This window comes from Pseudomonadota bacterium, from assembly GCA_039196715.1.
GTDB lineage: Bacteria > Pseudomonadota > Gammaproteobacteria > CALCKW01 > CALCKW01 > CALCKW01.
The window spans coordinates 33695-56940 of record JBCCUP010000028.1 but is presented as its reverse complement, the minus strand read 5'-3'; the positions used below and the strand labels follow the sequence as shown (position 1 = coordinate 56940).

The following is a 23246-nucleotide window of genomic DNA, read 5'->3' as shown; positions in this document are numbered from 1 at the left end:
GTGTCAATCGGGCATTCTTGTGGGTGTTCATCCGGGCCTCTTTGGTGTGTTGGACGTAGACACCCAACAGCATCGAGCAAGGGGCTCGGATGAACAACCTACTGAAAGATCACAACTAGGCAGGAATGATTGAACTACCAAGCACAGATCCAGCAGCCTGTAGAGGCCTAGGAGTTCAGCATCTATCGGATTGAGTCACTCGATCAAGGGCAGGTCGCGTGCGTTTCTGACCTCTACTCACAATGCTGGTCCGAGTCGTACGCCAGTGTGATTCCGACAGCGGCCTTGCCTGAACTGCTGCGGGGCGCCAGCCCAGACGAGATTAGGACATGGTTCGTCGGACCCGGAACCAGAGCGTTGTATATCGCAATAGCAAACACTGACACTATCGGCGCTGCGGCATGCAGCTGCGTTAACGAAACGTGTTTTTTATGGGGCATGTACGTACTCCGTGCGCATCAAGGCAGTGGCGCAGGTCGGGCACTCTTTGATGCGGTAAGACTACGTGCACTGGACCAGAAGTGCAGCTCAATCAAGATCACCGTCTTGCGGTCAAGTCAGCGCGCCCTTGCGTTCTACAAAGCACAAGGTTTCGAAAAGACGGCGCCGACGACGCACGAACTGGTCCATGGCTCTGAACTGGAGGCCTGGTCGATGGATTGCCAACTCAAAGCAGCCAAATAGGACGCTGTGCTCAGCTCAGCCAAGCCGTAGTCTCCTCGGAGTGGGTATCCTTTGCGCGAGCGAAAGAAATCCACGTATTCACGTCAACTATCCAAGCTCCAACGACAGTCTTGCTGCAATTCTTATCTTTCGATAACTGGGCTCAGCCAGTTCCCAGGCTTGCTCCGCCTAATATCAGCGTCACTACTGCTGGTGTATATGTACAGCCAGGGTCACGCCATGAGTGAATTCAGGCGAAAGCTGAACGAGCACATTCGACTCGAGAGCCGACGGCAGCTCGTGTCAATTGGCGTCATTGTCGTTTTCGTTGGCTTCTTCACCCTGTATGACATGCCCAAAATGGGCGCTGTGCGGGAACGGACCGGTGTCGCCCTCCGCGTCGCGGGCGTCCCCTCGGTGATTGGGAACAAGTCGCTCCTTATTGTCAGGCTTGATAGCGGAGAGGAAGTCCGGACTTCGATAGACACTGTGTCGCAGTTCCAACGAGGCAAGACGGCCAGGCTAGCTGAGCGCTCGGCGCTGTTTTTCGGCGCGCCAACCTACCAATTCAGAGGCTACGTGGACGACGGCTCTTCGCGCTGAGCAGGCGGTGCCAATGCGGGGGACGCTACTCCCCCGGGCAATGGTGTCTCACAGTGTTCGTCTAAACACGTTGGTGTCGTTCTTGTATGCACTACGGCCACCCGTCGCGTCCAAACCGCGTGCTCAATGCGTGCGGCCGGACGCACTGACACGATCATCAGAGGACACCTCCCATGCTCGACGCAGACGCCGAAGCGCGAATGAAAGCCATCGACAAGGACATCGTCAAGGTGGCGATGCTGGACGCCCCGGGCACAGCGTTGGTGGGCCTTGGTCTCTACGCCAAGTTCGCCGCCAACGGCGATGCGTTTCTGCCCTTCCTCAACGATTCGGGCATCGTCAACCTCATGTTGGTCGCCGGTGTCGGCATCATGCTGTGGGGCGCGCGCAAGGTGTTTCTGTTGATCTCCGAGAAGCAGCGGCTGAAGACCCAATACGGGCTCTGAATACGCGGTCTTTCCGGGACAATGCCTTAATCCCCACAGCCAGTTGCCCTGAATCGCAGGTGACGACCTGCAGGTGGTCGGGTCGACGCCTCACACGCGTGCACGGCGCAAGACTGCCGAAACCCGCCTGAAAACCCACTCTAGTGCCTGTTTTCCTTCGCTTTTACGGGATTCAGGACACTGACTGGCACGTCACCCCAAAACCGCACATACTGGCCGTTCACCGAGTCACGCGTTGCCCATCAGGAGAGTCACAGCCATGTACCGTTCCATCCTTATCGCGGTTGATCTGGCCAACACGACGAACGTCGATTCCCTGATCGAGCACGCGACCGCCCACGCGAGCACCGACGCGAAAATCGTGTTGTTGAACGTCGTCGAAGACATCCCGAGCTGGGCACAGGTGGAGTTGCCGCGGGGCATACAGGACAAGTCGGTGCAGTCGGCCGTGGAATCCCTCAACGCCCTGGCCGCGTCGATCAGCATCGACGTTGACGCCGAAGTCCGCGTCGGCCACCCGTACAAGACGATCCTCGAAGTCTCGAAGGAGATCGGCAGCGAGCTGATCATCGTCGCGTCGCACCAACCGGACCTGCAGGACTACTTCCTGGGCTCGACCGCGGCCAAGGTCGTGCGCCACGCGACCTGCTCCGTGCTGGTTGTGCGCTGAGCGCAGCCGTCGGCACGCGGCGGCACTCCCTGCAGAACGCTGAACCCGGTTCGCCAGGTGGCCTTTCCTCTCCGATCCGCGGGAGCTCGCAACATGAACGCAAAGGGCATCACACCCATCCTCAATGTGTCGGATTTCGACGACACCTTCGCGTGGTTCGACAAGGTCGGTTGGAGCAAACGCTGGGATTGGGGCGACCCGCCGTCGTTCGGGTGCGTCGGATCAGGCCACTGTGAGATCTTCCTCTGCCTGAACGCGCAAGGCGGCAAAGGCAAGGGCCGGAACACCCGCACCTTCGGTGAAGCCGGCGGCGAAGAGCAGGACAAGGGCGTGTGGCTGTCAATCTGGGTAGACGATGTCGACGCCGTGCACGCACAGTGCGTCGCAGAGGGTGTCGAGGTGTTGCACGAGCCCGAGGACATGCCGTGGCACGCGCGGGAGCTGCACATCCGTCACCCCGACGGCCACGTCTTTCGTGTGAGCCAGGGTGTCGAGGGCTGACCCACACCACCGCGAAGTGGCAGCAGCTCCATCACACCACGTCGACCGGAGGACATCGCCATGCCAATCAGACGCATCAACGCCGCTGACGGCGCCGAGCCTGTCGGCGCCTACGTGCAGGCGTTGGAGGTAACGGGCACGACGCGCCGGCTCTATGTGAGTGGGCAGGGCCCAGTGACATGCGACGGCAGAACCCCCGACACGTTCCGGGAACAGGCGGAGACCGTGTGGCAGAACATCCTCGCGCAATTGCGCGCCGCGGACATGGGCGCCAAACACATCGTGCAAGCCACAACCTACCTCGCCGATCGGCAGCACCGCGACGAGAACCGCGAGGTCAGGCAGGCGATGTTGCAGGGCCACACCTTCGCATTGACGGTGGTGCTCGCCGACCTGTTCGAGGACGGGTGGCTGCTGGAAATCGACGCGATTGCCGAGCAGTAAAACGCTGAACCCGTGCCGCCGCGTGCACCGCGGTCGTTTGTCGGTGCGCGCTCGGGGGCTGGTCCCTGATCACACGCAATGGGGTTCGCACCATGCCAACTGACCTCGCCTTGCAGACCGGGCCTGCCGAAGCGGCCAGGGCCGTCGCGCGAGACCTGCGTGCCGCACAAGCCTGGTGTAATTTCACCCTGTACGCGCCGCGCTGGTTGCCCGACGACGTGACAATCACCGAACAGTCCCTTCGCCCCGAACGTCCGGACCAGACGGCGACGTACCGCTACGTTGCGTGCGGGCAGCGGCGTGCGCTGACGCTCAAGCAATTCCTGTTTGATTTCGCACCCCCTGCCTACGACCACCCGAGCCTGTGGCGAAACCCCCGGAAAACCGCGGCACAGACCTTCCCCGCTCCGAGGCCGTTCCCGCTCGGCGACCACACGGTGTGGCTCGGTCACGACCACCGTCAGTTCGTCGCCGGCACCGTCGGGTTCCGCCGAACGCGGCTCGAACTGACCGTCACAGCGGGGGTGTTCAGCGACGCGGAGTTGCTCGGCGTGTTTCGGGGTCTGCAGGTCGTTGACCCGGAGCGCGCCGACGCCCTCGCGCAGACACCGTTCGCCACGCTCTCGCACCAGGCGCGCCACCCGGCCACCGCGTCTGGCGTGCCAGTGAGCTATTGGCAGCACACACGCACACCGGGTGAGTTGCACTGGACACTGGACGCACACGCAGACACGTTCTCTCGCTTCGGTGTGGCACCGCCCGACCTGTCCCGGGTCGGCTGCACTCTCGACAGTGTGTTCGCAATTGGTCCCGACACGGACCGGTGCTCAGAGATCGACTTCGTGTTCGAGCACACCGCACGCAACGGCGCCTATCTCCGGCTGCTGGTCTCTCCGGAACACGCGCCGTCCCCCATCCCGCTAAACCCGGACATCGGCACGCAAGCCTGCGCGACCAAAGTCGTCGCAGTCGCTGGGCAGGCCGTCCACATCGCGTGGTTGACCGACACGTACGGCCCGTTTGATGCCGCCTTCTCGTACCGCGGCCGCCCCGCGTTGTTGCTGGCCCAATCAGCCGGTTGGACGGGTACCGACTGGTTTCAATCGGTGCTCGCCTGCGTGCTCGAGGCACCGTGACAGCGGTCCAACGGCGGCGTGCTTCGGTAAAACGGACAACCGTCTGCGCCATGCCCGGTCACTGCGCTCTGAAAAACACACTCGTGTCGTCGTTTGAGCCGGCGTCTCACCCCAGCGCCACGGACACAGCCTGTATTGGCATTTGATACACACCCACTGTATGCACCCAACCGCTTGAACAAGGAGCCCACCGCATGGACGTCAAAACCCGAATCGAAGCCATCTACGCCGACTACGCCAACCGCAATATCGCTGGTGTACTCGACGCCATCCCGGACGACTTCTGTTTCGAGTGGCCGGTGGACCCGGCGCACGCGGCGTACGCGGGCGTGTGCGGCACCAAGGCCGAGTTGCTCGCGCAACTCCAGAGCCTCGCCGAGCGGTTCACCTTCAACCGCTACGCCGCGACCAACATCGTGGTCGACGGTGACCGCGTCGCGGCGCAGGTTGCACTCAATCTGACCTCACACCAGACTGGCGACACGTTCGACGCCACGATCGCGCATTTCTGGACCTTCGAGAGCGGCACGCCGGTCAAGCTGGTGGAGTACATGGACAGCGCCTTGATGAAACACCAGTGTGGCACCGGATAGCCACCTGGCTGGCCGTGTGTCCGCGTGAACTAGGCACTGTTCCGGTCTCGTGCTGGCAGTCGCAACTGCTCGATCAGCAGCCGCAACGGCATCAGGGTCCGGTATTCGCGCGGGTAGTAAAGGTGCACGCCGGGGGTCATTTGCAGGTGATCGTCCAGCACCGGCACCAGCTCACCGGCGGCGACGGCGTCGGTGCAGAGGTTGCTGAAGGTGTTGACCAGGCCCAGGCCCTGCTTGGCGAGGTCAATCAGCGCCGGCAGCGTGTTGCCGACTACAGGGCCGTTCACATCGACCTCGTAGCCCCCCTCAGCCCCTGTGAAGCGCCACGGCGCGAGCCGCTTCGACGACTGAAACCGGTATCGAATGCAACTGTGGCCCAGGAGGTCGCGCGGCGTGTCTGGCGTGCCCCGCTCGGCAAAGTAGGCCGGGCTGCCCACTACCGTGAGCGCGAGCGGGTCGCTGACGCGCACCGCCACCATGTCGTCGGCGATGCGGTCGCCGAGGCGGAAGCCCGCGTGCAACGCCTCACCGAGGATGTCGGACAGCGCGTCAGTGATTGACAGCTCGAGCTCGATCTCGGGGTACGCCGCGCAAACGCGCGGCAGCGCCGGCCCGAGCACCAGGCGGTAAACGAACTCCGGCATCGCGAGCTTCAGTGTGCCGCGCGCCGCATGGCCGGTGGACCGCGCGCTCTCCACCGCCTTGCCCAATTGCTCAAAGGCCGGGCCAGCCCCGCGCAGCAAGGCGCGGCCAGCCTCGGTCAGGCTGACCGAGCGCGTGGTGCGCACGAACAACGCGGTGCCAAGTTGCGTCTCGAGCGCCTTCAGCTGGTGGCTGACGGTGGACGGTTGCACCCCCAGGCGGTCGGCCGCCGCCCGCATCGAGCCGGTGCGGGCAATCGCGTCAAAGACCTCGAGCGTCGCGAGTGGCAAGCGCATTGTGTTATTTCATTCAACTATGAGATTGATTTATACCCCATTATCATCACCAATCGCACTGTCTAGACTGCATCCCCACAGCACCACGCCCTGGGGATGACCATGAAACACTGCCCGAACACCGTCGCGCTGACGCTGGCCGCCACACTCACTGCCGCACTGGCTCTCACCCCGGCTACCGCCGCCGACGGCCCCGCCACACCCGGCGACCCGATCACCGCTGAACGGCTCGTCGACGTCGCCGAGCTGACCCGCCTCACCGACGCCATCGACGCCGCTGTCGATGCCAAGGACTGGCCCACCGCGCGCAGCCACTTTGTCGACGAGATCACCGTTGATTTCAGTTCGCTGGTCGGCGGCGGCCCGGCGACGATCCCGGCCGACGGCCTGATCGCCGGTTGGTCGGCCAACCTCACCGCCGAAAAAACGAGCTTCCACCTGCGCGGCAACCACCGCGTGGCCTTCAACGGCGCCGACACCGCATCCGTGTTCAGCCACGGCTACGCCTGGAACCGCCTCGAGCGGGGCGCACTCGAGGCCAACGGCGGCGACCCGCTCTGGCAGGTCTGGGGCCACTACACGCACGGGTTCACCCGCACCGCCACCGGCTGGAAGGTCGACAGCATGGCCTTTCACGCCACCGCCGAGCGCGGCAACCCCTTCGTCCGCAACACCCCCGGCAACTGACAACCGGCACAGTCGAGGCAGAATACCGTGACCACACTCAACCTGCAGAACACCCCGACCCCCGATAGCCTCACTGCCTCCGACGTCCGGTTCGACAGCGCCGGCACGCCACTGCGCGGCACGTTCTACCACCCGAGCGAAGGCGAAGGCCCGTGGCCGGCCGTGGTCGTCACCGGCGCCTGGACCACGGTCAAGGAACAGATGGCCGGCACCTACGCGCGGGAACTTGCGGCGCGTGGCTTCGCCGCGCTCGCCTTCGATTTTCGCGGCTGGGGCGAGAGCGCGGGCACGCCGCGCTACGTCGAGGACCCGACCACCAAGACCGCCGACATCCACGCGGCGGTCGCCTACCTCGCGAGCCGGGACGACGTCGACAGCGCATCGATCAGCGGGCTTGGCCTCTGTGCGTCGTCGGGCTACATGGCGGCCGTCGCGGCCGACAACGACGCCATCCAACGCGTCGCGCTGGTCGCACCCTGGCTGCACGACCCGGCGATGGCCGAGGGCATCTACGGCGGCGCGGAAGCGGCAGCCGGATTGATTGCCGCGAGCGAGCGACCCGGTGCCGCCGACACCGTGCTCACCGCCGCCTCCGCCACCGACGACAGCGCGGTGATGTTCCAGGCGCCGTATTACACCGAGCCCGACCGCGGCTTGATCGACGCGTACGACAACCGCTTCTCGGTCGCGTCCTGGAAGGCCTGGCTCGGCTACGACGCCCAGGCGAGCGCCGACCGCTTGCGCGTCCCGCTGTTGATGGTCGGCTCGCCGTCGATCGCCTTGCCGGCGGGCGCCGAGGCCTACGCGGCGCGCACCGCGGCCCCGCTCAAGCGGCTGTGGCTGGGCGACGACGTGACCCAGTTCGACTTCTACGACCGCGCGGATGCCGTCACCGCCTCGGCCGACGCGGTTGCGGCGTTCCTGCGCTAGTGTCACCCTTGCATCTCACACTGGAGACACGCATGAGAACGCTGCTTGCCGCACTCGCGCTGAGCACCACGGTGGCTGTGGGCATGGAGCCGCTGCCCGCCGCCATCGACTGCTACCAGAACGCCACCACTGCACAGGACATCGACGCCTACATGGCCTGCTTCACCGAAGACGCCGTGATGGTCGACGTCTCGCGCACGTTCACCGGCCAGGCGGCGATCCGCGCCTGGGCCGAGCGCGAGGTCATCCCAGGCGGCGACGGCTTCCGCCACCGCGCGATCCTCGACGCCGACCACGGCTACGCGAAGACGGAGGTCAACTGGTCGGCGTGGGTGGTGCACTACAGCTACTGGTGGAACGCCGACGGCAAGATCACACGCATGTCCTTGCAGTACGCCAACTGAGGTCGACCATGGCACGCGCACTCGTCACAGGCGGTAACCGCGGCATCGGCGAAGCGATCGTCCGTGGCTTGATTGCGGCCGGCTGCGAGGTGGTAATCGGCGCGCGCGATACCGCCGCCGGTGCGACGGTCGCCAAAGCCCTCGGCGCCGAGGCCGTCGCGCTGGACGTCGCCGACAACGACAGCATCGACGCCGCCGTCGCAGCGATCGGCGCGGTAGACATCCTGGTCAACAACGCCGGCGTGCTCGGCAGCGGCAGGGTGCTCGACGACCCAGCCGACTTTGCCGAGGCGATGGCGGTGATGGTCCACGGCCCCTACCGCCTGATGCACCTGCTGGTGCCCGGCATGGTGGCGCGCGGCCACGGGCGCGTGGTCAACGTGTCGTCGGGCTGGGGGGCCTTCGCCGACGGCGTCGCCGGGCCTGGCGCCTACGGGGTGGCGAAGGCGGCGTTGAACGCCCTGACCGTTGCCGCAGCCCGCGGCCTGCCCGCCGACGTCAAGGTCAACGCGATGTGCCCCGGCTGGGTGCGCACCCGCATGGGCGGCGCCGGCGCGGCGCGTTCGCCCGAGGACGGCGCAGACACCGCCGTCTGGCTCGCCACGCTCGACGCAGCCGGCCCGAGCGGCGGCTTCTTCCGCGACCGCCGCCCGATCGACTGGTAGCCAGCGCAACGCGCAACCGGCCCATCGGCGGGGCCGCTCGACCGTGGTAGGGTGAGGCCACACCCGCTTGCACAGCCGCTCGACCGTGACGCCGCCGCCTGCCCTTCGCCGCCCCACCCTGCGCCTGCTGTCGGCGTGCGCGCTGAGCCTGCCGCTGCTGCTGGCGTGTGCAACGCCGACCGAACCCGAGACGCCCGACAACACCCCCACGGCGATCTACGAATCATCGGTCTCCGCCGACGCGGTGGCGATCGACCCGGTCTACCGCCTGACCCCACAAACCCGTGCGGTGCAGGACAACAACACCGTGCTGTTCGAGACGATCAAGCTGCACGCGTGGCTCGACCGCAACCGAGACACGCTTCCCGACGAGCCAGCCGAGCGGCGGGCGCGGATGCGCGAGCGGGTGTACGCGCTGATCGACTCCCGCGCCAAGTACATCACCGCGCAGGAGGGCCAGTGGGTCTTGCCGAGCGACGACCCGGTGCTGTCAATCCTGTTCTACTGGGTCGACGCGCTGGACGTGTACGGCGGCGCGCTGTTGGTCGAGGCGCTCGAGCCAACGCCCTACGCGCCGCCCACCACACACACCCGGACGCAACTCCCCGACCACCTCGATTTGCAACTCGAGCACGGCCTCTTCCGATTGCGCTCGCGCGACGACTGGTCGGTGCGCTACCCGTACTCGTTCATGCTCTGGCAGATCGGCACCACCGAAGACGCGGCGGGCCAGACCGTCGAGGTGGCCATCATCTCGACCGGCACCGCCGACGACACCAGCAAGCGCGGCCACTCGCAAGCGACGATCCTGCTCTCGCACTACCCATCCAACGAAACCGACGCGCTCGCGCACGCGCTGCCGCTTTACGGCATGGGCGGCAACACCGCGCCCGAACCGACGTCGGTCGGCGGCTTCAACAGCCTCTACGCCTTCGACGCCGCGCAGTCGCTGCACAAGGAAGTGGTCAGCGTGCCGCTTGCCAACGGCACGCTGGTGCTGCTCTACACCGGCCTTGAAGGCACCTACCAGTGGAACCGCCTGCACTTCGAAGACTTTCTGCAGGCGCTCACAATCGGGCCTGGCTGAGCACCGTTCCCAGTCGGGTCCAACACCGTCGCACTTCGCTGTTTTTGGTGTCGGGGAGCCCGCAGCGCGGATTTCAAACGTGTCAGCCTCGAACCGCTTCAGGGCGCCGGGCCGAAGCGGTTGTCGCCCTCGCTCGGCTGGACCATGAAGTAGATCAGCACAAGCCACCCCACCAACGGGATGAAGCTGATCAGCTGCCACCAGCCGCTGCGGCCGATGTCGTGCAGCCGGCGCGCAGTCACGCTGATCGAGGTGACCAGCAACAGCAGGGAGAACACGTCCGCCGCCGTCAGACTGTCGTCCGACCCACCGACGAGAAAGGCGAGGCCGAAGTACACGATCACGTAGACGAGGATGAACATCCAGTAGCCGGTCCGCGTGGTGCGCCCCTGAAAATCGAAGGTCTTGGTCAGCGCGTCGATGAAATGCGTCACGGTGTGTCCTCACGGCAGCCGGTGCGGGCGTGGTCCACGCGCCGCGTCCCCAGAGGGTAGATCACCCGCCGGGCCGCGGACGGCACTGCACGGCACCGGGTCAGGGCGTCGCGATGTTGAACCAGAGGTCGAAGCGGTCGTGCAGCGCGAGCCACGCGCCCACCCGGTCTGCGTCACCCTCCACGTTCAGCGCCGCCGCATCACACTGGCCGGCCGCGAGCTGCTCAAGCTCGGCCTGGCTCAGGGTGACCGTCGCGTCGACCGCCGACAGCGCGTCGTCGACCCGCGCGAATTCGGTTTGCCGCGCCACCGTGACCGTCACCGGCGTGCCGTCGACGATCAGCCGGATCGCCAGTGTCACATCCCGGGCGCGCTCGGGGTTCAGCCGCACCGCGAAGGCGTCGAACCAGTCTTGCAATCCGAGCACCGCGGCGAGGTCGCTGTTGCGCCCACCGGCACTCGGCAGGGCTTTGACACCTGCGTCGAGTTCCTGTGCACCGGCGAGGTAGATGTTGCGCATGATACCGCTCTCCTCGCGGTAGGCGAGGTTGCGGTACACCGCCGCGAGCGGTGCTTTGGCGTCCACCTCACCGGCGAACACCGCGTGGCTCAGCAGCGTCGCCGCCCACTGCAGCGCGTCGCCCGCGACGGCCTCGCGCGCCAGCTCGAGCACGCGCTCGACGCCGCCGAGCGCGGCGAGGTAGTGCGCGCCGAGGGTCTCCGGCGGCAGCGGGTTGAGGCTCACCGGCCGGCCGTCGAAACAGCCGTAATACTTCTGGTAGGTCGCGCGGGCGTTGAACGCGAGCGTGCCGTAGTAGCCGCGCGCGTGCAGTGCGCTGGCGAGGAAATCCGGCTCGGCCAATTTGGCGGCGATCTCGTCGGGCCCGTGGCCGTGGTTCGCGAGACGCAGCGTCTGGTCGTGGGTGTATTTGTAGATGTCACGCTGCTCGAGCAGAAACTGCGCGACCGCCGCCTCGCCCCAGACCGGCCAGTTGTGGCTGTTGATCAGCGTGTGGGTGCGCGCGCCGAAACGGCACAGCGCCTCGTCGATCACGCGGGCCCAGAGCAAAGGGTCGCGGACTTCGGCACCGCGGGGCGTCAGCACGTTGTGCAGGGTTTGGGTGCACACTTCGGCCATGCAGAGCACGCCGAACTCGGGCAACAGGAAGGTGAACTCTGCCGGCGCCTCGGTGCCCGACGCCATCAGAAATTCGAAACGCACGCCGTCGAGCGTGCGCGTCTCGCCGGTCTCGCAAACCACGTCGGTCGGGACGACGAAGCCGCGCGTGCCACGCGCCACGGTCTTGCCGATGCCGCCGTCGACCATGCCGGTCGGCCCCATCGGCAACGCGATGCCGAACTGGTCCACCGCGCGGCGCGAGGTGTGGTTGCCGCCGAGCACGCCCTCGGACGCAACGAAATTCATGAACTGGTCGGGCACGGTGATCGACGGGTTGTCGGCGGTCACGCCGCGCAGGCCACCGAAATGGTCGGGGTGGGTGTGCGTCACCAGCACCGCGCTGACCGGGCGGACGCCGAGCGTGTCGTTGACCAGCTGCAGCGCCGCCGCCGCGGTCTCGGCGGTCATCAACGGGTCGATGAGGATCCAGCCGGTGTCGCCGCGCACGACGGTCATGTTGGCGTAGTCGCAGGCGCGGAGTTGCCAGACGCCGTAGCACACTTCGAACAGCCCGCTGAGCGCGTTCAGCTGCGCGTGCCGCCAGAGCGACGGGTTGACGGTATCCGGGCAGGGCCCGTCGAGAAAATCGAACCAGCCGAGGTCCCAGGCCACGCCGCCGTCGGCTCGCGTCACGGGGCCAGGCAATGCGGCCAGCCAACCGCGTTGTGCGTCGGCGAGCCGCTGCGGGTCGTCGAGCGGCAGGCGGGCCGCAAAGGCCCGGTTGTGGGCCAGCGTGCCGGGGTAGACGGTGTCGGTCACGCCGCCGCCTCGACGATGTCGCGGATCTTGGCTGCAACCACGTCCGGGCGGTGGCGCGTCATCGACACATGACCGAGGCCCGGGATCTCGTGGAAGACGCCCTTCGGCGCGAGGTCGGACACCACTTGGCACATCGACGGCGCGGTCTGCACGTCTTCGGAGAAGGCGATCACGTGCATCGGCACCGGGCAGGTCTTGAGGCCCTCGCGGCAATCGAAGTCGAGACAGGCCTGCCACTGGTCGATCAGGTCCTTCGGGTCACGGTTGGCAAAACGTGTGGTGTAGGCCGGCTTGATCTCGGCCCAGAGCGCCGGGTCGTGCAGCGCCTTGGCCGGAAATGCAAAGGGCGCGTAGTGCGGCGCGAGAAAAGAGTCCGGCAGCTCGATGCCGGCCTTGCGGATGTCGATCTCGGCCTGCATCCAGTCGCGTGTGAAGCCGTCGATGTAGGCCGCGGTGCCCATCGGTATCGCAAGCCTGACCTTATCCGGGAAATCGATCGCCACCTGCTGCGTCACCAGGCCGCCGAGCGACAGCCCGCAGACCACCGCTGACCCCTCACAGAAAGCATCGATCACCGCGGCGCAGTCGCGCGCGTAGTCGCCCATGGTCCAGGGCGCAGGCGGTGACGTGGTTTCACCCGCGCCGCGTGGGTCGTAGGACACGCAGCGGAAGTGCTGCGACAACAACGCAAACTGCTGCGAGTAGCCCTCGGCGGTCTGGTCGCCGCCCGGGATGAAGACGATGTCGGGCCCGGTGCCGTCGACCACGACGCGCATGGTGACGCCCTCGGCGGTCAGTGAGTGGGTGGTCGCGGTCGCGGCGAACTCGGGGAAGGCGCTCATCGAAAAACCTGTGCACGGGTTGAAGGTCGGCTGGGCCCTAGCCTACACAAGCCCGGCGCGCGCGGCGTGCTGCTGGGTGCAGCGCGCCGCGGAACGCCGCCCGGCCGGTGTGCCGGACCACCGGTGCGCCGGCCCGGTCACATACCGTTGCGGGGGATGTCGTGTTCCCACTCGACCGTGTGGAAGACGGTGTCCCCGTCCCAGCAGGTCACACTGGCGCGCAGATGGAAGGCGGTGCGGCTCGCGGTCATTTCCGTCGTGGTCTTGATCCGGGCGTCCCAGTCCTCGCGGCAGAAGTGGCTCTCCTGGTCCATGGTCGCGCGGCAGGACAGCGGGTCGTCGGCGGTGATGCGGTACACGCGGTCGGAGATGTCACCCATCTCGGTGCCGGTGTCGTCGAGCCGCAACCGCCCGATCGGGCCGAACACGCCACCGTCGAGGTAGAAGCGTGTGCGGTGCTCGCCGGTGGTCAGGTCGGTGTGCAGCGAGCGCTCCATGGCGCCGTCGCGCACCTTCGTCATCGGGCGCTTCTGCGTGCGCCGCGGCGGCTCGGGCATCGGCCGCGGGTTGTCGTCGACGGCGGCGCGGGTCGGCAGGTGCAAGCGCGAGCGGCCCGGTTGCAGCGTCAGCGTGACCGGCTCGGGCGCGGGCCAGAGCACCGGCCAGTAGGTCGAGGCGACCTGTACCACCAACGCGTGGCCGACGGCGAGGCGGTGCCCGACACCGTGCAGCGGCACGTGGATGGTCATGACCTCGCCCGGCACCACAGGCGTCGGGTCGGTGTCCGAGTGCCGGTGCATGAGGTTGGCGTAGCCGCGCGAGATCAGCGTCTGCGCGCCGTCCGGCGCCTGGTCGATCAGCAGCACCGCGACAAAGCCCTGCGGTTGGTCGGCGCTGAGGCTCAGCTCGAGCGAGGGCTGGCCGAGGATGTCGAGAGGCTCGGCGACCGGCTGGCCGGCAAAGCCCAGCGCGCCGCCCGCGTCGATGCGGCAATCGCTCGGCATGTCGCCCGGTATCGCAAACGAGCACATGTCGCCGCCCGACTGGCCGAAGGTCTGCGGCGAGCAAATGGCCATCGGTGCGCCCTCGGCCGGCGCGCTGCCGAGGCTGGCGGCGTTGAGCCAGAGCGTCTGTGTGCTGACGTTGGGCGACGGCCACGTCGCCTCCTCCACCCAGGTGCCGGTGCGCTGCTTGTGCGTACCGGCCGGGGCAACGCTGTCCTGCAGGTAGAAGCGCAAGGGTGGCTCGTCCATCAGACCGGTGTCAATGCCTTTCAGGCAGTGGTCCCAGAAGCGGATGATCTCGCGGGTGAAATCCATGCGCGGCCCCGGGATGCCCTCGTGCGGGTAGAGGTGGGCCCACGGGCCCATCAGCACCTTGAGCGGGCCGGTGAGGTGCTCGGCGATGCGGAACGGGGTGTCGCGAAAGAGATCGGCCCAGCCGCCGAAGAAGTACACAGGAATGGTGATGTCGTCGTAGTTCTCCGAGATCGACCCGCGCCGCCACATCGCGTCGCGGGTCTGGTGCTCGAGCCACATCGCGGGCCAGTAGGTCATGGCGTCGAGGCGCTCGCGCCACATGTCGCGCCAGCGCTCGCCGACGATCGCCGGGTCCGGCGGCATCGCGTTGTAGAGCTGCATGATCGAGCCCCACCAGAAGTTGTCGCTCGCGAGCACGCCGCCGTAGAAGTGGATGTCCTCGAGCCAGCGGTCGTCGGTGCCCATCACCGGGGCGATGGCCTTGAGCGCGGGCGGCCGCCGGGCCGCGACCTGGAAGGCGTTGTAGGCGCCCCAGGACTTGCCGAACATACCGACGTTGCCGTCGCACCAGGGCTGCTCGGCAATCCAGGCGACGACGTTGACGCCGTCGTCGGTTTCGATGTCGGCGTATTCGTCGAGCATCACGCCCTCGCTGTCGCCCGCACCGCGCAGGTCGACGCGGATGGCGGCGTAGCCGGCGTCGGCAAAGAGCGGGTGGGTGACCTCGTCGCGCAGGCGCGTGCGGTCGCGACGCCGGTAGGGGATGTACTCGAGGATGCAGGGCACCGGCGCCTCGCGCGCACCGTCCGGCAACCACAAGCGCGCGGCGAGCCGCGTGCCGTCCGGCATCGGAATCCAGACCGTTTCAATCACGTCCATCACGCGCCCTCCTGCGTTGCCACCGGGGTGTGGTCGTAGTTCTGCATGGCCTTGATCGCCTCGCGCCCGCCGAGCGCGTCGATGCGCGCCGCCTGGTCGGCAAAGGCCTGGGCGTTGGCAGCGTCCGGGTCGACGAGCGTGCGCAGGTGTGCGTGCAGCTGCTCCAGCACGGCGGCGTTGCCCGGGTCGTCCGCCACATCATGCAATTCGTCCGGGTCGCTGTCGAGGTCGAACAGCTGCGCCGCAAAGCCCGAGTACACCACGAGTTTCCACCGCTCGAAGCGCAGCATGAACACGCCGGTCTGGGCGCCGTAGTCGTGGTACTCCGAGAGGATCGGGCGGTCGTGCCGCGGCGCGTCGAGGGTGTCGAACAGCGAGCGCGCGTGCGGGCAGGCGCCGTCGGGTGCCGGCACCCCGGCCGCGTCGAGCACCGTCGGGAAGAGGTCGATCAGCGAGACGGGTGCATCGCAGGTGCCGGGGGTCACACCGGGGCCCGCGAGGATCAAGGGCACGGCGGCCGATTCCTCGAACATCACCATCTTGGTCCAGAAGCCGCGGTCGCCAAGGCACTCGCCGTGGTCGCTGGTGAAGAGCACGGCGGTGTCGTCGTCGAGGCCGGCGGCTGACACCGCGCCGGTGATCCGGCCGACGAGGTGGTCGACGAAGGAGCACAGGCCGAAGTAGGACGCGACCGCGACCCGACGGCTCGCGTCGTCGAAGGGCGCGTCGTAGTCGCAGGTGTGACGCAACCACTGCAGCACCGGGTGCTGTTCGGGCCCCTCGAGCCGAGCGGGCCGCGGCAGGCGCACCTCGGCCGGGTCGTAGAGGCCGTAGAAGTCGGGCGGGCAGGTCAGCGGGTAGTGCGGCCTCAGGAAGGAGATGTACAGGCACCACGGCGCAGCACCCTCGGCGGCGCCCTGCCCGGCAATCCACTGCACCGCCGCGTCACAGACGCGGGTGTCGTAGTCGCTGTACGGGTCCTCGCCCGGGCCGATGTGTCCGGCAAAGCCCGACGCGTCGAAGAGACCGTCCTCGTCGCGCAGCAGGCCGTGCACCCAGCCCTGGCCGCCAACCACGTGCAGCGGGTGGTGCTCGTGCGTGAAGCCGTTGTCGTCGGCGCCGCTGCGAAAATGCAGCTTGCCGAAGGAGTGCACCTGCTGCCCGGCATCGCGCAGGACGTGGTGCCAACTGGCGGGTTCGCCCGCGTAGGGTTGCGCGTTCGACCAGCAGCGGGTCTCGTGGACGTGGCGCCCGGTCGCGACGGACGCGCGCGCCGGCACGCAGATCGGCGACGGCGTGTAGGCGCAGTCGAAGCGCGCACCGCGCGCCGCCAGCGCGTCGATGTGGGGCGTCTGCACCACCGTGTTCCTGTAGCACCCGAGGCAATCGCGCCGCAGTTCGTCTGTCATGATCACGATGGTGTTGGCCATGTACGCTCCGCCCGGTGCAATCCCTCTGTCATAACGCGAGGGCACACTGCCGCATGATCGCACGGAACCCGTCTGCCGCACCGGACACCCCGGACCCCGAGAACACCACAAGCCGATGGTCGCCGCTTCGGCGGTCGCCGCAGGCCGCTTGCAACCGCGCGACACCCGCGCGAACTGAGCCGGCGGGCGCTCGCGGCCGCACGCCGCCATGCCGTATCCTGTCCAGCCCTGCTTCGCCCCCCGAGCCGCGCCCGCATGTCCCTGGAACACCTCGCCCTCGTTTTCGTGGCGTTCAGCCTCGGCGGGGTGTTGAAGGGCGCGACCGGTGCAGGCGCGCCGTTCCTCGCCGTGCCGATCATGGCGATCCTCGTCGACGTGCCCTTCGCCGTGGCGGTGTTCGTGTTTCCGAACGTGGTGTCGAACGCGTGGCAAGTCTGGAACTACCGGCACCACCGCCCCGAACGCGGGTTTCTCACGCGCTACGCCCTCGCCGGTGTCGTCGGTGCCGGGATTGGCACGGCCGCGCTCGCCGGCATGAGCGCGAGCGTCCTGACCACCGCGGTTGCGCTGGTTGTGCTCATGTACGTCGGCTTTCGTCTGCGCAACCCGGGCTGGACGTTGCCCGCGCCGCTCGTCGACCGACTGGCATTCCCCGTTGGCACCGCCGGCGGCGTGTTACAGGGCGCAGTTGGCATATCAGCCCCGGTTTCGGTGACCTTCCTGAACGCCGCCGGGCTCGCGCGCAACACCTTCGTGTTCACGCTGTCGACCTTCTTCCTCGCGATGGCCGCGATCCAACTGCCCATGCAGATCGCGCTTGGCATCATGACCTGGGAACGTGCGGGCTACAGCGCTCTCGGCGTGTTACCCCTGCTGCTCGGCATGCCGCTCGGCGACCGGCTCGGCCGCCGCATTCCCAAAGCCACCTTCGACCGCATCATCCTCGCGGTGCTGACGCTGCTGGCACTCCGTCTGCTCTGGCAGAACACCCTCTGAAGAGCCGCGTCCGAAGCCATGAATTTTATGCCATGCCTGTAAAATGTACAGGCTTGCAATAAAATCGTGTTCTGATTGAGCAGCCTCGGCACTCGGTCACGGTGTGGGCCTGCAAAGCGCTCCACGATTTGGTACACTCGTACGGCTAGGCAGACGGCGCGCTGCAACATAGTGCGCACCACTGCACGTGACCTCACATCGAGTGCGTGCACTTCGGCAGTACACCGCTGCGAGACGGCACCGTACACCGCTGCGGTGCCCGCCGACGGAGCTCTGGCCACGCGATCGCGTTGAACCCCGACGGGGCTCGGTAGATCGAAGACCGTAGGCGTCGACGTTGAGGCTGGCGCAGGCCACACAGCAAGACGTGTATGGCCCCGCGTGCCGTTTCTGTCTCAGTTGTGCTGAGCGGCCGCAGGATAGGGCCTCCAAGGCGCCTTAAATGCGTCGCACGCGTTCAGTTTGGCGCACGAGAGACGACTTAATAGAATTGTATACGAACGAAATAACGGACAAGTTGGGTTAGCCATGAGCCTTTACGCAGCCTACCTCGAGGAAATCGACACCCGCGCCGAGCAGGGTCTCAGCCCCAAGCCGGTGGACGATGGCGAGCTCACCCGGGAAATCATCGCCCAGATCAAGGACACCGAACACCCGCACCGGGCGGACTCACTCAAGTACCTGATCTACAACACGCTGCCGGGCACCACCAGCGCGGCGGGCGAGAAGGCCCACTTTCTCAAGGACGTCGTGCTGGGCGAAGCGGTGGTCGAGGAGATCTCGGTCGAATTCGCGTTTGAGCTGCTCTCGCACATGAAGGGCGGTCCCTCCGTCGAGGTGCTCATCGACCTCACGCTCGGCGACGACGCCGGCATCGCCGCACAGGCCGCCGAGGTGCTCAAGACCCAGGTCTTCCTCTACGACGCCGACACCAGCCGGCTCAAGGCCGCGTTCGACGCCGGTAGCGCGGTCGCCAAGGACATCCTCGAGAGCTACGCGAAAGCGGAGTTCTTCACCAAGCTGCCGGACGTCGACGAAATCGTGAAGGTGGTCACCTACATCGCCGCTGAAGGCGACATCTCGACCGACCTGCTCTCACCGGGCAACCAGGCGCACTCGCGCTCGGACCGCGAGCTCCACGGCAAGTGCATGATCTCCGAGCGCGCGCAGCAGGAAATCCAGGCGCTGAAACTCCAGCACCCCGACAAGCGCGTCATGCTGATCGCCGAAAAGGGCACCATGGGCGTTGGCTCCTCGCGCATGTCCGGCGTCAACAACGTCGCCCTCTGGACGGGCAAGCAGGCGAGCCCCTACGTGCCCTTCGTCAACATCGCGCCGGTGGTTGCGGGGACCAACGGCATCTCGCCGATCTTCCTCACCACCGTCGGCGTCACCGGTGGCATCGGCGTCGACCTCAAGAACTGGGAGAAGACACTCGACGACGACGGCAAGCCGATATTGAACAACGACGGCAACCCGATCCTCCAGCAGCGCTACTCGGTCGACACCGGCACCGTGCTGACCATCAACACCAAGACCAAAAAGCTCTACAACGCCGAAGGCGACGAAGAGCTCGTCGACATGTCGTCGTCCTTCACGCCGCAGAAGGTCGAGTTCATGAAGGCGGGCGGCTCCTACGCCATCGTCTTCGGCAAGAAGCTTCAGACATTTGCCTGCGAGGCACTCGGCATCGAATTGCAATCGGCCTTTGCCCCCTCGAAGGAAGTCTCCCATGAAGGCCAGGGCCTGACCGCGGTCGAGAAGATTTTCAACGCCAACGCCGTGGGCGTTGCGCCCGGCAAGACGCTGCACGCGGGCTCGGATGTCCGCGTCAAGGTGAACATCGTCGGCTCACAGGACACCACCGGTCTCATGACCTCGCAGGAGCTCGAGGCCATGGCGGCCACGGTGCTCTCGCCGCTCGTCGACGGTGCCTACCAGTCGGGCTGCCACACGGCCTCGGTCTGGGACAAGAAAGCCCAGGCCAACACGCCGCGCCTGATGGCCTTCATGCACAAGTTCGGCCTCATCACCGCGCGCGATCCGAAAGGCGTCTACCACTCGATGACCGACGTGATCCACAAGGTGCTGAACGACATCACCGTCGACGACTGGGCGATCATCATCGGCGGCGACAGCCACACGCGCATGTCCAAGGGTGTGGCTTTCGGCGCGGACTCCGGCACGGTGGCGCTGGCGCTCGCGACCGGCGAGGCCAACATGCCCATCCCCGAGTCGGTCAAGGTGACCTTCAAAGGCAGGATGGCCGACCACATGGACTTCCGCGACGTCGTCCATGCCACCCAGGCGCAGATGCTCGACGCCTTCGGCGACAACGTCTTCCAGGGCCGCATCATTGAAGTGCACATCGGCACGCTGCTGGCCGACCAGGCGTTCACCTTCACCGACTGGACCGCAGAGATGAAGGCCAAGGCCTCGATCTGCATCTCCGAAGACGACACCCTGATCGGCTCGCTCGAGATCGCCAAAGCGCGCATCCAGATCATGATCGACAAGGGCATGGACAACGACGTCGAAATGCTCAAAGGCCTGATCGCGATTGCGGACAAGCGCATCAATGAGATCCGCTCTGGCGAAAAGCCTGCTCTGGCCCCGGATGACAACGCCAAGTACTTCGCCGAAGTGGTGGTCGACCTCGACCTGATCAACGAGCCGATGATCGCCGACCCCGATGTCGACAACTCCGACATCTCGAAGCGCTACACGCACGACACCATCCGACCGATTTCCTACTACAACGCCGAGAAGGAAGTGGACCTCGGTTTCGTCGGCTCCTGCATGGTGCACAAAGGCGACATCAAGATTGTCGCGCAGATGCTCAAGAACATCGAAAAAGAGCAAGGTGATGTGCAATTCCAGGCACCGCTCGTGGTCGCGGCGCCGACGTACAACATCATCGACGAGCTGAAAGCCGAGGGCGACTGGGAAGTCCTGCAGAAGCACTCGGGCTTCGAGTTCGACGACTCAGCGCCGAAACTCACCGCGCGCACCGAGTACGAGAACAAGCTTTACCTCGAACGCCCGGGCTGCAACCTCTGTATGGGCAACCAGGAGAAGGCCGCCAAGGGCGACACCGTGCTCGCGACCTCGACGCGCCTGTTCAAGGGCCGCGTGGTCGAGGACTCCGAAGAGAAGGCCGGCGAATCGCTGTTGGCTTCGACGCCGGTGGTGGTGCTCTCGGCCGTGCTTGGCCGCACGCCGACGCTCGAGGAGTACAAGAGCGCTGTCGAGGGCATCGACCTCACGACCTTCGCACCGCCGACGCAGACCCCGCTCGGCTCGCAGTCGGTGCACTTCTGACGCCGCACCGCCAAACAGGGCGCCCTCGACCGGGCGCCCTGCCCTTCATAAAACAGGCACATGCCGGTGTTGCCCGCAGGGTGGCAACGGCATCCCGTGCGGGCCTGACGCGCGGTTAAGCCCTACACGTTCCGCCCGGCGTCCCGCCAGTAGGGCTCGCGCAACCGCGGTTTGAAGATCTTGCCGGTGTCCTCGCGCGGCAAGGCGGCGTGGAAGTCGATGATGCGCGGGTGCTTCAGTCGCGCCAGCTTGCCCTGCAGAAACTGCCTGACGTCGTCCGCATCGGGCTCGCAACCCGCCGCCGGCTCGACGGCGGCCACGATCTGTTCACCGAACTCCGGGTCCGGCGCGCCGAACACGGCGACGTCGCGGATGAACGGCGCCCGCATCAGCACGGCCTCGATCTCGGCCGGGAAGATGTTGGCGCCGCCCGAGATGATCATGTCCTTCTTGCGGTCGGTGATGTAGAGGTAGCCGTCGTCGTCCACCCAGCCAAGATCACCCACCGAGACGTGCCCGTGCTTCTCGGCAGACTGCCGGCTGTCGGGGTCGTTGGCGTAATCGAAATCACCGAAGGCCTCGAGCCGCGCGTGGATTTCGCCGACCTCGCCGGCGGGCAACGGGTTGCCGTCGTTGTCGAGGATGAGCACGGTCCCGCCCATCTGCATGCGGCCAGCCGTGCCGGGGCGCTCGAGCGCCTCGGCCGACGACACCATCGTCATAAACCCGAGTTCCGAGGCGCCGTAGGTCTCCCAGAACACCGGGCCCCACCAATCGATCATCGCCACTTTCAGCTCGTGCGGCCAAGGCGACCCGGTTGAGACACAGAACGCCACCGACGACAGGTCATGGCGCGACTTCACGGCCTCGGGCAGTTTCAGCAGCCGGCTCATCATGGTCGGCACAAGGTAGATGTGTGTGATCCGGTGCGCCTCGATCGTCGCCAGAAAGGCTTCCGGGTCGAAGCGCGGCGCGACCAGGGTCGAGACGTCGTCGCTTTCCAGCGCCGCGAGCGACAGGGTCGAGGGGGCGGAGTGGTAGATCGGCGCCGCGGTGAAAAACCGCGACCCGGGTTCGAACCGCATCATCTCGACCCCGAGGCGGCGCAAGAGGTCGCGGTGGTCTCGCTTCGGCCCGACCGCAACTTTCCGGATGGCTTTGGGGCGGCCCGTCGAGCCGGAGGTGTAGCGGAGCAGCGGGCGCATCGCGGCGCGCGTGGTCAGCGGCGGGCTGTCGTCAACCAGCGTCGCCCATTCCGGAATGTCGGCGTGGCACTCTGCGTCCTCCGGGGCAATGCCGTAGGCCGCGCGCAGCCGGGGCGCCGGTGTCACGCCGATCACGCGCCGCCCCGCGAGCGCGGGTTGCAGTCGGCCGATGAGGTCGCGGTGGATGATCACGGTCTCGGCGCCACTGTCGTTGCAGATGGCGGTGACTTCGTCGGACTCCCCGTGCCAGTTGAGCGCCACGATCACCGTGCCGGCGAGGGCCGCGGCCCGCATGACCTCGAGCTGTGTCAGGTCGTTCCGCAGAATCAGCGCGACGCGTGCGTCTTCGCCCGCACCCATCGCTGTCAACGCGGCGGCCCCCTGGGCGGCGCGGGCATCCAGCTGGTGCTGCACGACACACTGATCGAGGTCGCCGACAACGGCGTCTGGCAGTGGCTCCATGACCCGGCTCCTTCCGGAAACGAAGCGGCATTGTGACACCCTTGCCCGCCAGGGTGTCCTGTCCCCCGGGACCTTCAATCCACGGCGCCGTGGACGGACCAGACGACCCGGGCGAATCACGCTAGAGTGTTTCAGAACAGCGGGGCATGCTGCCGCGCTGTGCACTTCAGGAGTTGAACATGAGCGCAGCCAAACCCCGAGTTGGCGAACACCTTGACAGCCTCACCCTGCCGAGCGTGGGCGGCGGGTCCGTGACCCTGGGCCAGCCGACCGAGCGGTGGACCATGCTCTTCGTCTACCGCGGCACACACTGCCCGCGGTGCAAGCGCTTCCTCAACAAGCTCAACGCCGTATTGCAAGACTGGACAGCGGTGCTCGACGTGGTCGTGGCATCGGCCGACAGCGAAAGCCAGGCGCTGGCCGACCAGCAGGAACACGGCTGGGCGTTCACCTTGTGCCACAGCCTGAGCGAAGCGCAGATGCGCGCGCTCGGCCTCTACGTGTCGGACCCGCTCTCAGCCGAGGAAACCGACCACCGCTTCGCCGAGCCCGGCGCCTTCGGCATTCGCCCGGACGGCTCGCTGATGCTGGTCGACATCAGCAACGGCCCGGCCGCGCGCCCGGACCTCGAGGAGCTGCTCGACGGCATGACCTTCAACATCACCAACAACCGCCCGGTGCGCGGCACCGCCTGAATCGCCCCCGGTCGGCG

At 66.6% G+C, this 23246-nt stretch carries 22 protein-coding genes; 15 read left to right on the top strand and 7 right to left on the bottom strand.

Translation table 11 applies throughout. The features are described 5' to 3' along the window. Positions 1-903: 903 nt before the first annotated feature. From AAGA11_11550 to AAGA11_11520, 7 genes are all read left to right on the top strand, one after another. Complete coding sequence (locus tag AAGA11_11550; protein ID MEM9603490.1) at positions 904-1266, top strand: hypothetical protein; 363 nt, start codon at positions 904-906, stop codon at positions 1264-1266. 173 nt (positions 1267-1439) lie between these two features. Next, complete coding sequence (locus AAGA11_11545) at positions 1440-1712, top strand: hypothetical protein (protein ID MEM9603489.1); 273 nt, start codon at positions 1440-1442, stop codon at positions 1710-1712. A gap of 259 nt (positions 1713-1971) precedes the next feature. Further along, the gene (locus AAGA11_11540; protein ID MEM9603488.1) at positions 1972-2382 is read left to right on the top strand and encodes a universal stress protein; all 411 of its coding nucleotides are present in this window, start codon (positions 1972-1974) and stop codon (positions 2380-2382) included. 93 nt (positions 2383-2475) lie between these two features. Continuing rightward, positions 2476-2883 carry a bleomycin resistance family protein gene (locus AAGA11_11535; GenBank protein ID MEM9603487.1) on the top strand — a complete coding sequence of 136 codons (408 nt, stop codon included), beginning with the start codon at positions 2476-2478 and terminating at the stop codon, positions 2881-2883. Positions 2884-2943: 60 nt separating this feature from the next. After that, positions 2944-3327 carry a RidA family protein gene (locus tag AAGA11_11530; protein ID MEM9603486.1) on the top strand — a complete coding sequence of 128 codons (384 nt, stop codon included), beginning with the start codon at positions 2944-2946 and terminating at the stop codon, positions 3325-3327. Between the two features lie 92 nt (positions 3328-3419). After that, positions 3420-4463, top strand: a complete 1044-nt coding sequence (locus AAGA11_11525) for a hypothetical protein (GenBank protein ID MEM9603485.1) — start codon at positions 3420-3422, stop codon at positions 4461-4463. A gap of 194 nt (positions 4464-4657) precedes the next feature. Beyond that, positions 4658-5056 carry a nuclear transport factor 2 family protein gene (locus tag AAGA11_11520; GenBank protein ID MEM9603484.1) on the top strand — a complete coding sequence of 133 codons (399 nt, stop codon included), beginning with the start codon at positions 4658-4660 and terminating at the stop codon, positions 5054-5056. A 29-nt stretch (positions 5057-5085) separates the two neighbouring features. On the opposite strand, the gene AAGA11_11515 is transcribed toward AAGA11_11520, so the two are convergent. Beyond that, entirely contained in the window at positions 5086-5994 is a 909-nt protein-coding gene (locus AAGA11_11515) for a LysR family transcriptional regulator (protein ID MEM9603483.1), read from the bottom strand. 102 nt (positions 5995-6096) lie between these two features. On the opposite strand from AAGA11_11515, the gene AAGA11_11510 reads away from it, so the two are divergent. The 5 genes from AAGA11_11510 to AAGA11_11490 all read left to right on the top strand — a co-directional run bounded on the left by AAGA11_11510 (position 6097) and on the right by AAGA11_11490 (position 9767). Further along, positions 6097-6681 carry a nuclear transport factor 2 family protein gene (locus tag AAGA11_11510; protein MEM9603482.1) on the top strand — a complete coding sequence of 195 codons (585 nt, stop codon included), beginning with the start codon at positions 6097-6099 and terminating at the stop codon, positions 6679-6681. A 27-nt stretch (positions 6682-6708) separates the two neighbouring features. After that, entirely contained in the window at positions 6709-7611 is a 903-nt protein-coding gene (locus tag AAGA11_11505; protein MEM9603481.1) for an alpha/beta hydrolase, read from the top strand. A gap of 32 nt (positions 7612-7643) precedes the next feature. Beyond that, positions 7644-8015, top strand: a complete 372-nt coding sequence (locus AAGA11_11500) for a nuclear transport factor 2 family protein (GenBank protein ID MEM9603480.1) — start codon at positions 7644-7646, stop codon at positions 8013-8015. 8 nt (positions 8016-8023) lie between these two features. Continuing rightward, the gene (locus tag AAGA11_11495) at positions 8024-8680 is read left to right on the top strand and encodes an SDR family NAD(P)-dependent oxidoreductase (GenBank protein MEM9603479.1); all 657 of its coding nucleotides are present in this window, start codon (positions 8024-8026) and stop codon (positions 8678-8680) included. A gap of 85 nt (positions 8681-8765) precedes the next feature. Then, positions 8766-9767: a hypothetical protein gene (locus AAGA11_11490; GenBank protein MEM9603478.1), complete on the top strand. Its 1002-nt coding sequence runs from the start codon at positions 8766-8768 to the stop codon at positions 9765-9767. 98 nt (positions 9768-9865) lie between these two features. On the opposite strand, the gene AAGA11_11485 is transcribed toward AAGA11_11490, so the two are convergent. The 5 genes from AAGA11_11485 to AAGA11_11465 all read right to left on the bottom strand — a co-directional run bounded on the left by AAGA11_11485 (position 9866) and on the right by AAGA11_11465 (position 16550). Then, positions 9866-10201, bottom strand: coding sequence for a DUF805 domain-containing protein (locus AAGA11_11485; GenBank protein MEM9603477.1), 336 nt, complete (start codon positions 10199-10201; stop codon positions 9866-9868). 100 nt (positions 10202-10301) lie between these two features. After that, positions 10302-12140: an alkyl sulfatase dimerization domain-containing protein gene (locus AAGA11_11480; protein MEM9603476.1), complete on the bottom strand. Its 1839-nt coding sequence runs from the start codon at positions 12138-12140 to the stop codon at positions 10302-10304. Continuing rightward, complete coding sequence (locus tag AAGA11_11475; protein MEM9603475.1) at positions 12137-12982, bottom strand: alpha/beta hydrolase; 846 nt, start codon at positions 12980-12982, stop codon at positions 12137-12139. The genes AAGA11_11480 and AAGA11_11475 overlap by 4 nt, the downstream gene beginning before the upstream one ends. 137 nt (positions 12983-13119) lie before the next feature. Then, positions 13120-15120, bottom strand: coding sequence for a CocE/NonD family hydrolase (locus tag AAGA11_11470; protein MEM9603474.1), 2001 nt, complete (start codon positions 15118-15120; stop codon positions 13120-13122). Further along, positions 15120-16550: a sulfatase-like hydrolase/transferase gene (locus AAGA11_11465; protein MEM9603473.1), complete on the bottom strand. Its 1431-nt coding sequence runs from the start codon at positions 16548-16550 to the stop codon at positions 15120-15122. Before AAGA11_11465 ends, AAGA11_11470 begins: the two co-directional genes overlap by 1 nt. 255 nt (positions 16551-16805) lie before the next feature. On the opposite strand from AAGA11_11465, the gene AAGA11_11460 reads away from it, so the two are divergent. Next, complete coding sequence (locus AAGA11_11460) at positions 16806-17546, top strand: sulfite exporter TauE/SafE family protein (protein MEM9603472.1); 741 nt, start codon at positions 16806-16808, stop codon at positions 17544-17546. A gap of 528 nt (positions 17547-18074) precedes the next feature. Beyond that, the gene (locus AAGA11_11455; protein MEM9603471.1) at positions 18075-20867 is read left to right on the top strand and encodes a bifunctional aconitate hydratase 2/2-methylisocitrate dehydratase; all 2793 of its coding nucleotides are present in this window, start codon (positions 18075-18077) and stop codon (positions 20865-20867) included. A 122-nt stretch (positions 20868-20989) separates the two neighbouring features. On the opposite strand, the gene AAGA11_11450 is transcribed toward AAGA11_11455, so the two are convergent. Then, on the bottom strand, positions 20990-22534 hold the full coding sequence (locus AAGA11_11450) for an AMP-binding protein (protein MEM9603470.1): 1545 nt from the start codon (positions 22532-22534) through the stop codon (positions 20990-20992). Between the two features lie 179 nt (positions 22535-22713). Here AAGA11_11450 and AAGA11_11445 point away from each other — a divergent pair, with 179 nt between their 5' ends. Next, positions 22714-23229 carry a redoxin domain-containing protein gene (locus tag AAGA11_11445; GenBank protein MEM9603469.1) on the top strand — a complete coding sequence of 172 codons (516 nt, stop codon included), beginning with the start codon at positions 22714-22716 and terminating at the stop codon, positions 23227-23229. The last annotated feature ends 17 nt before the right edge of the window (positions 23230-23246 follow it).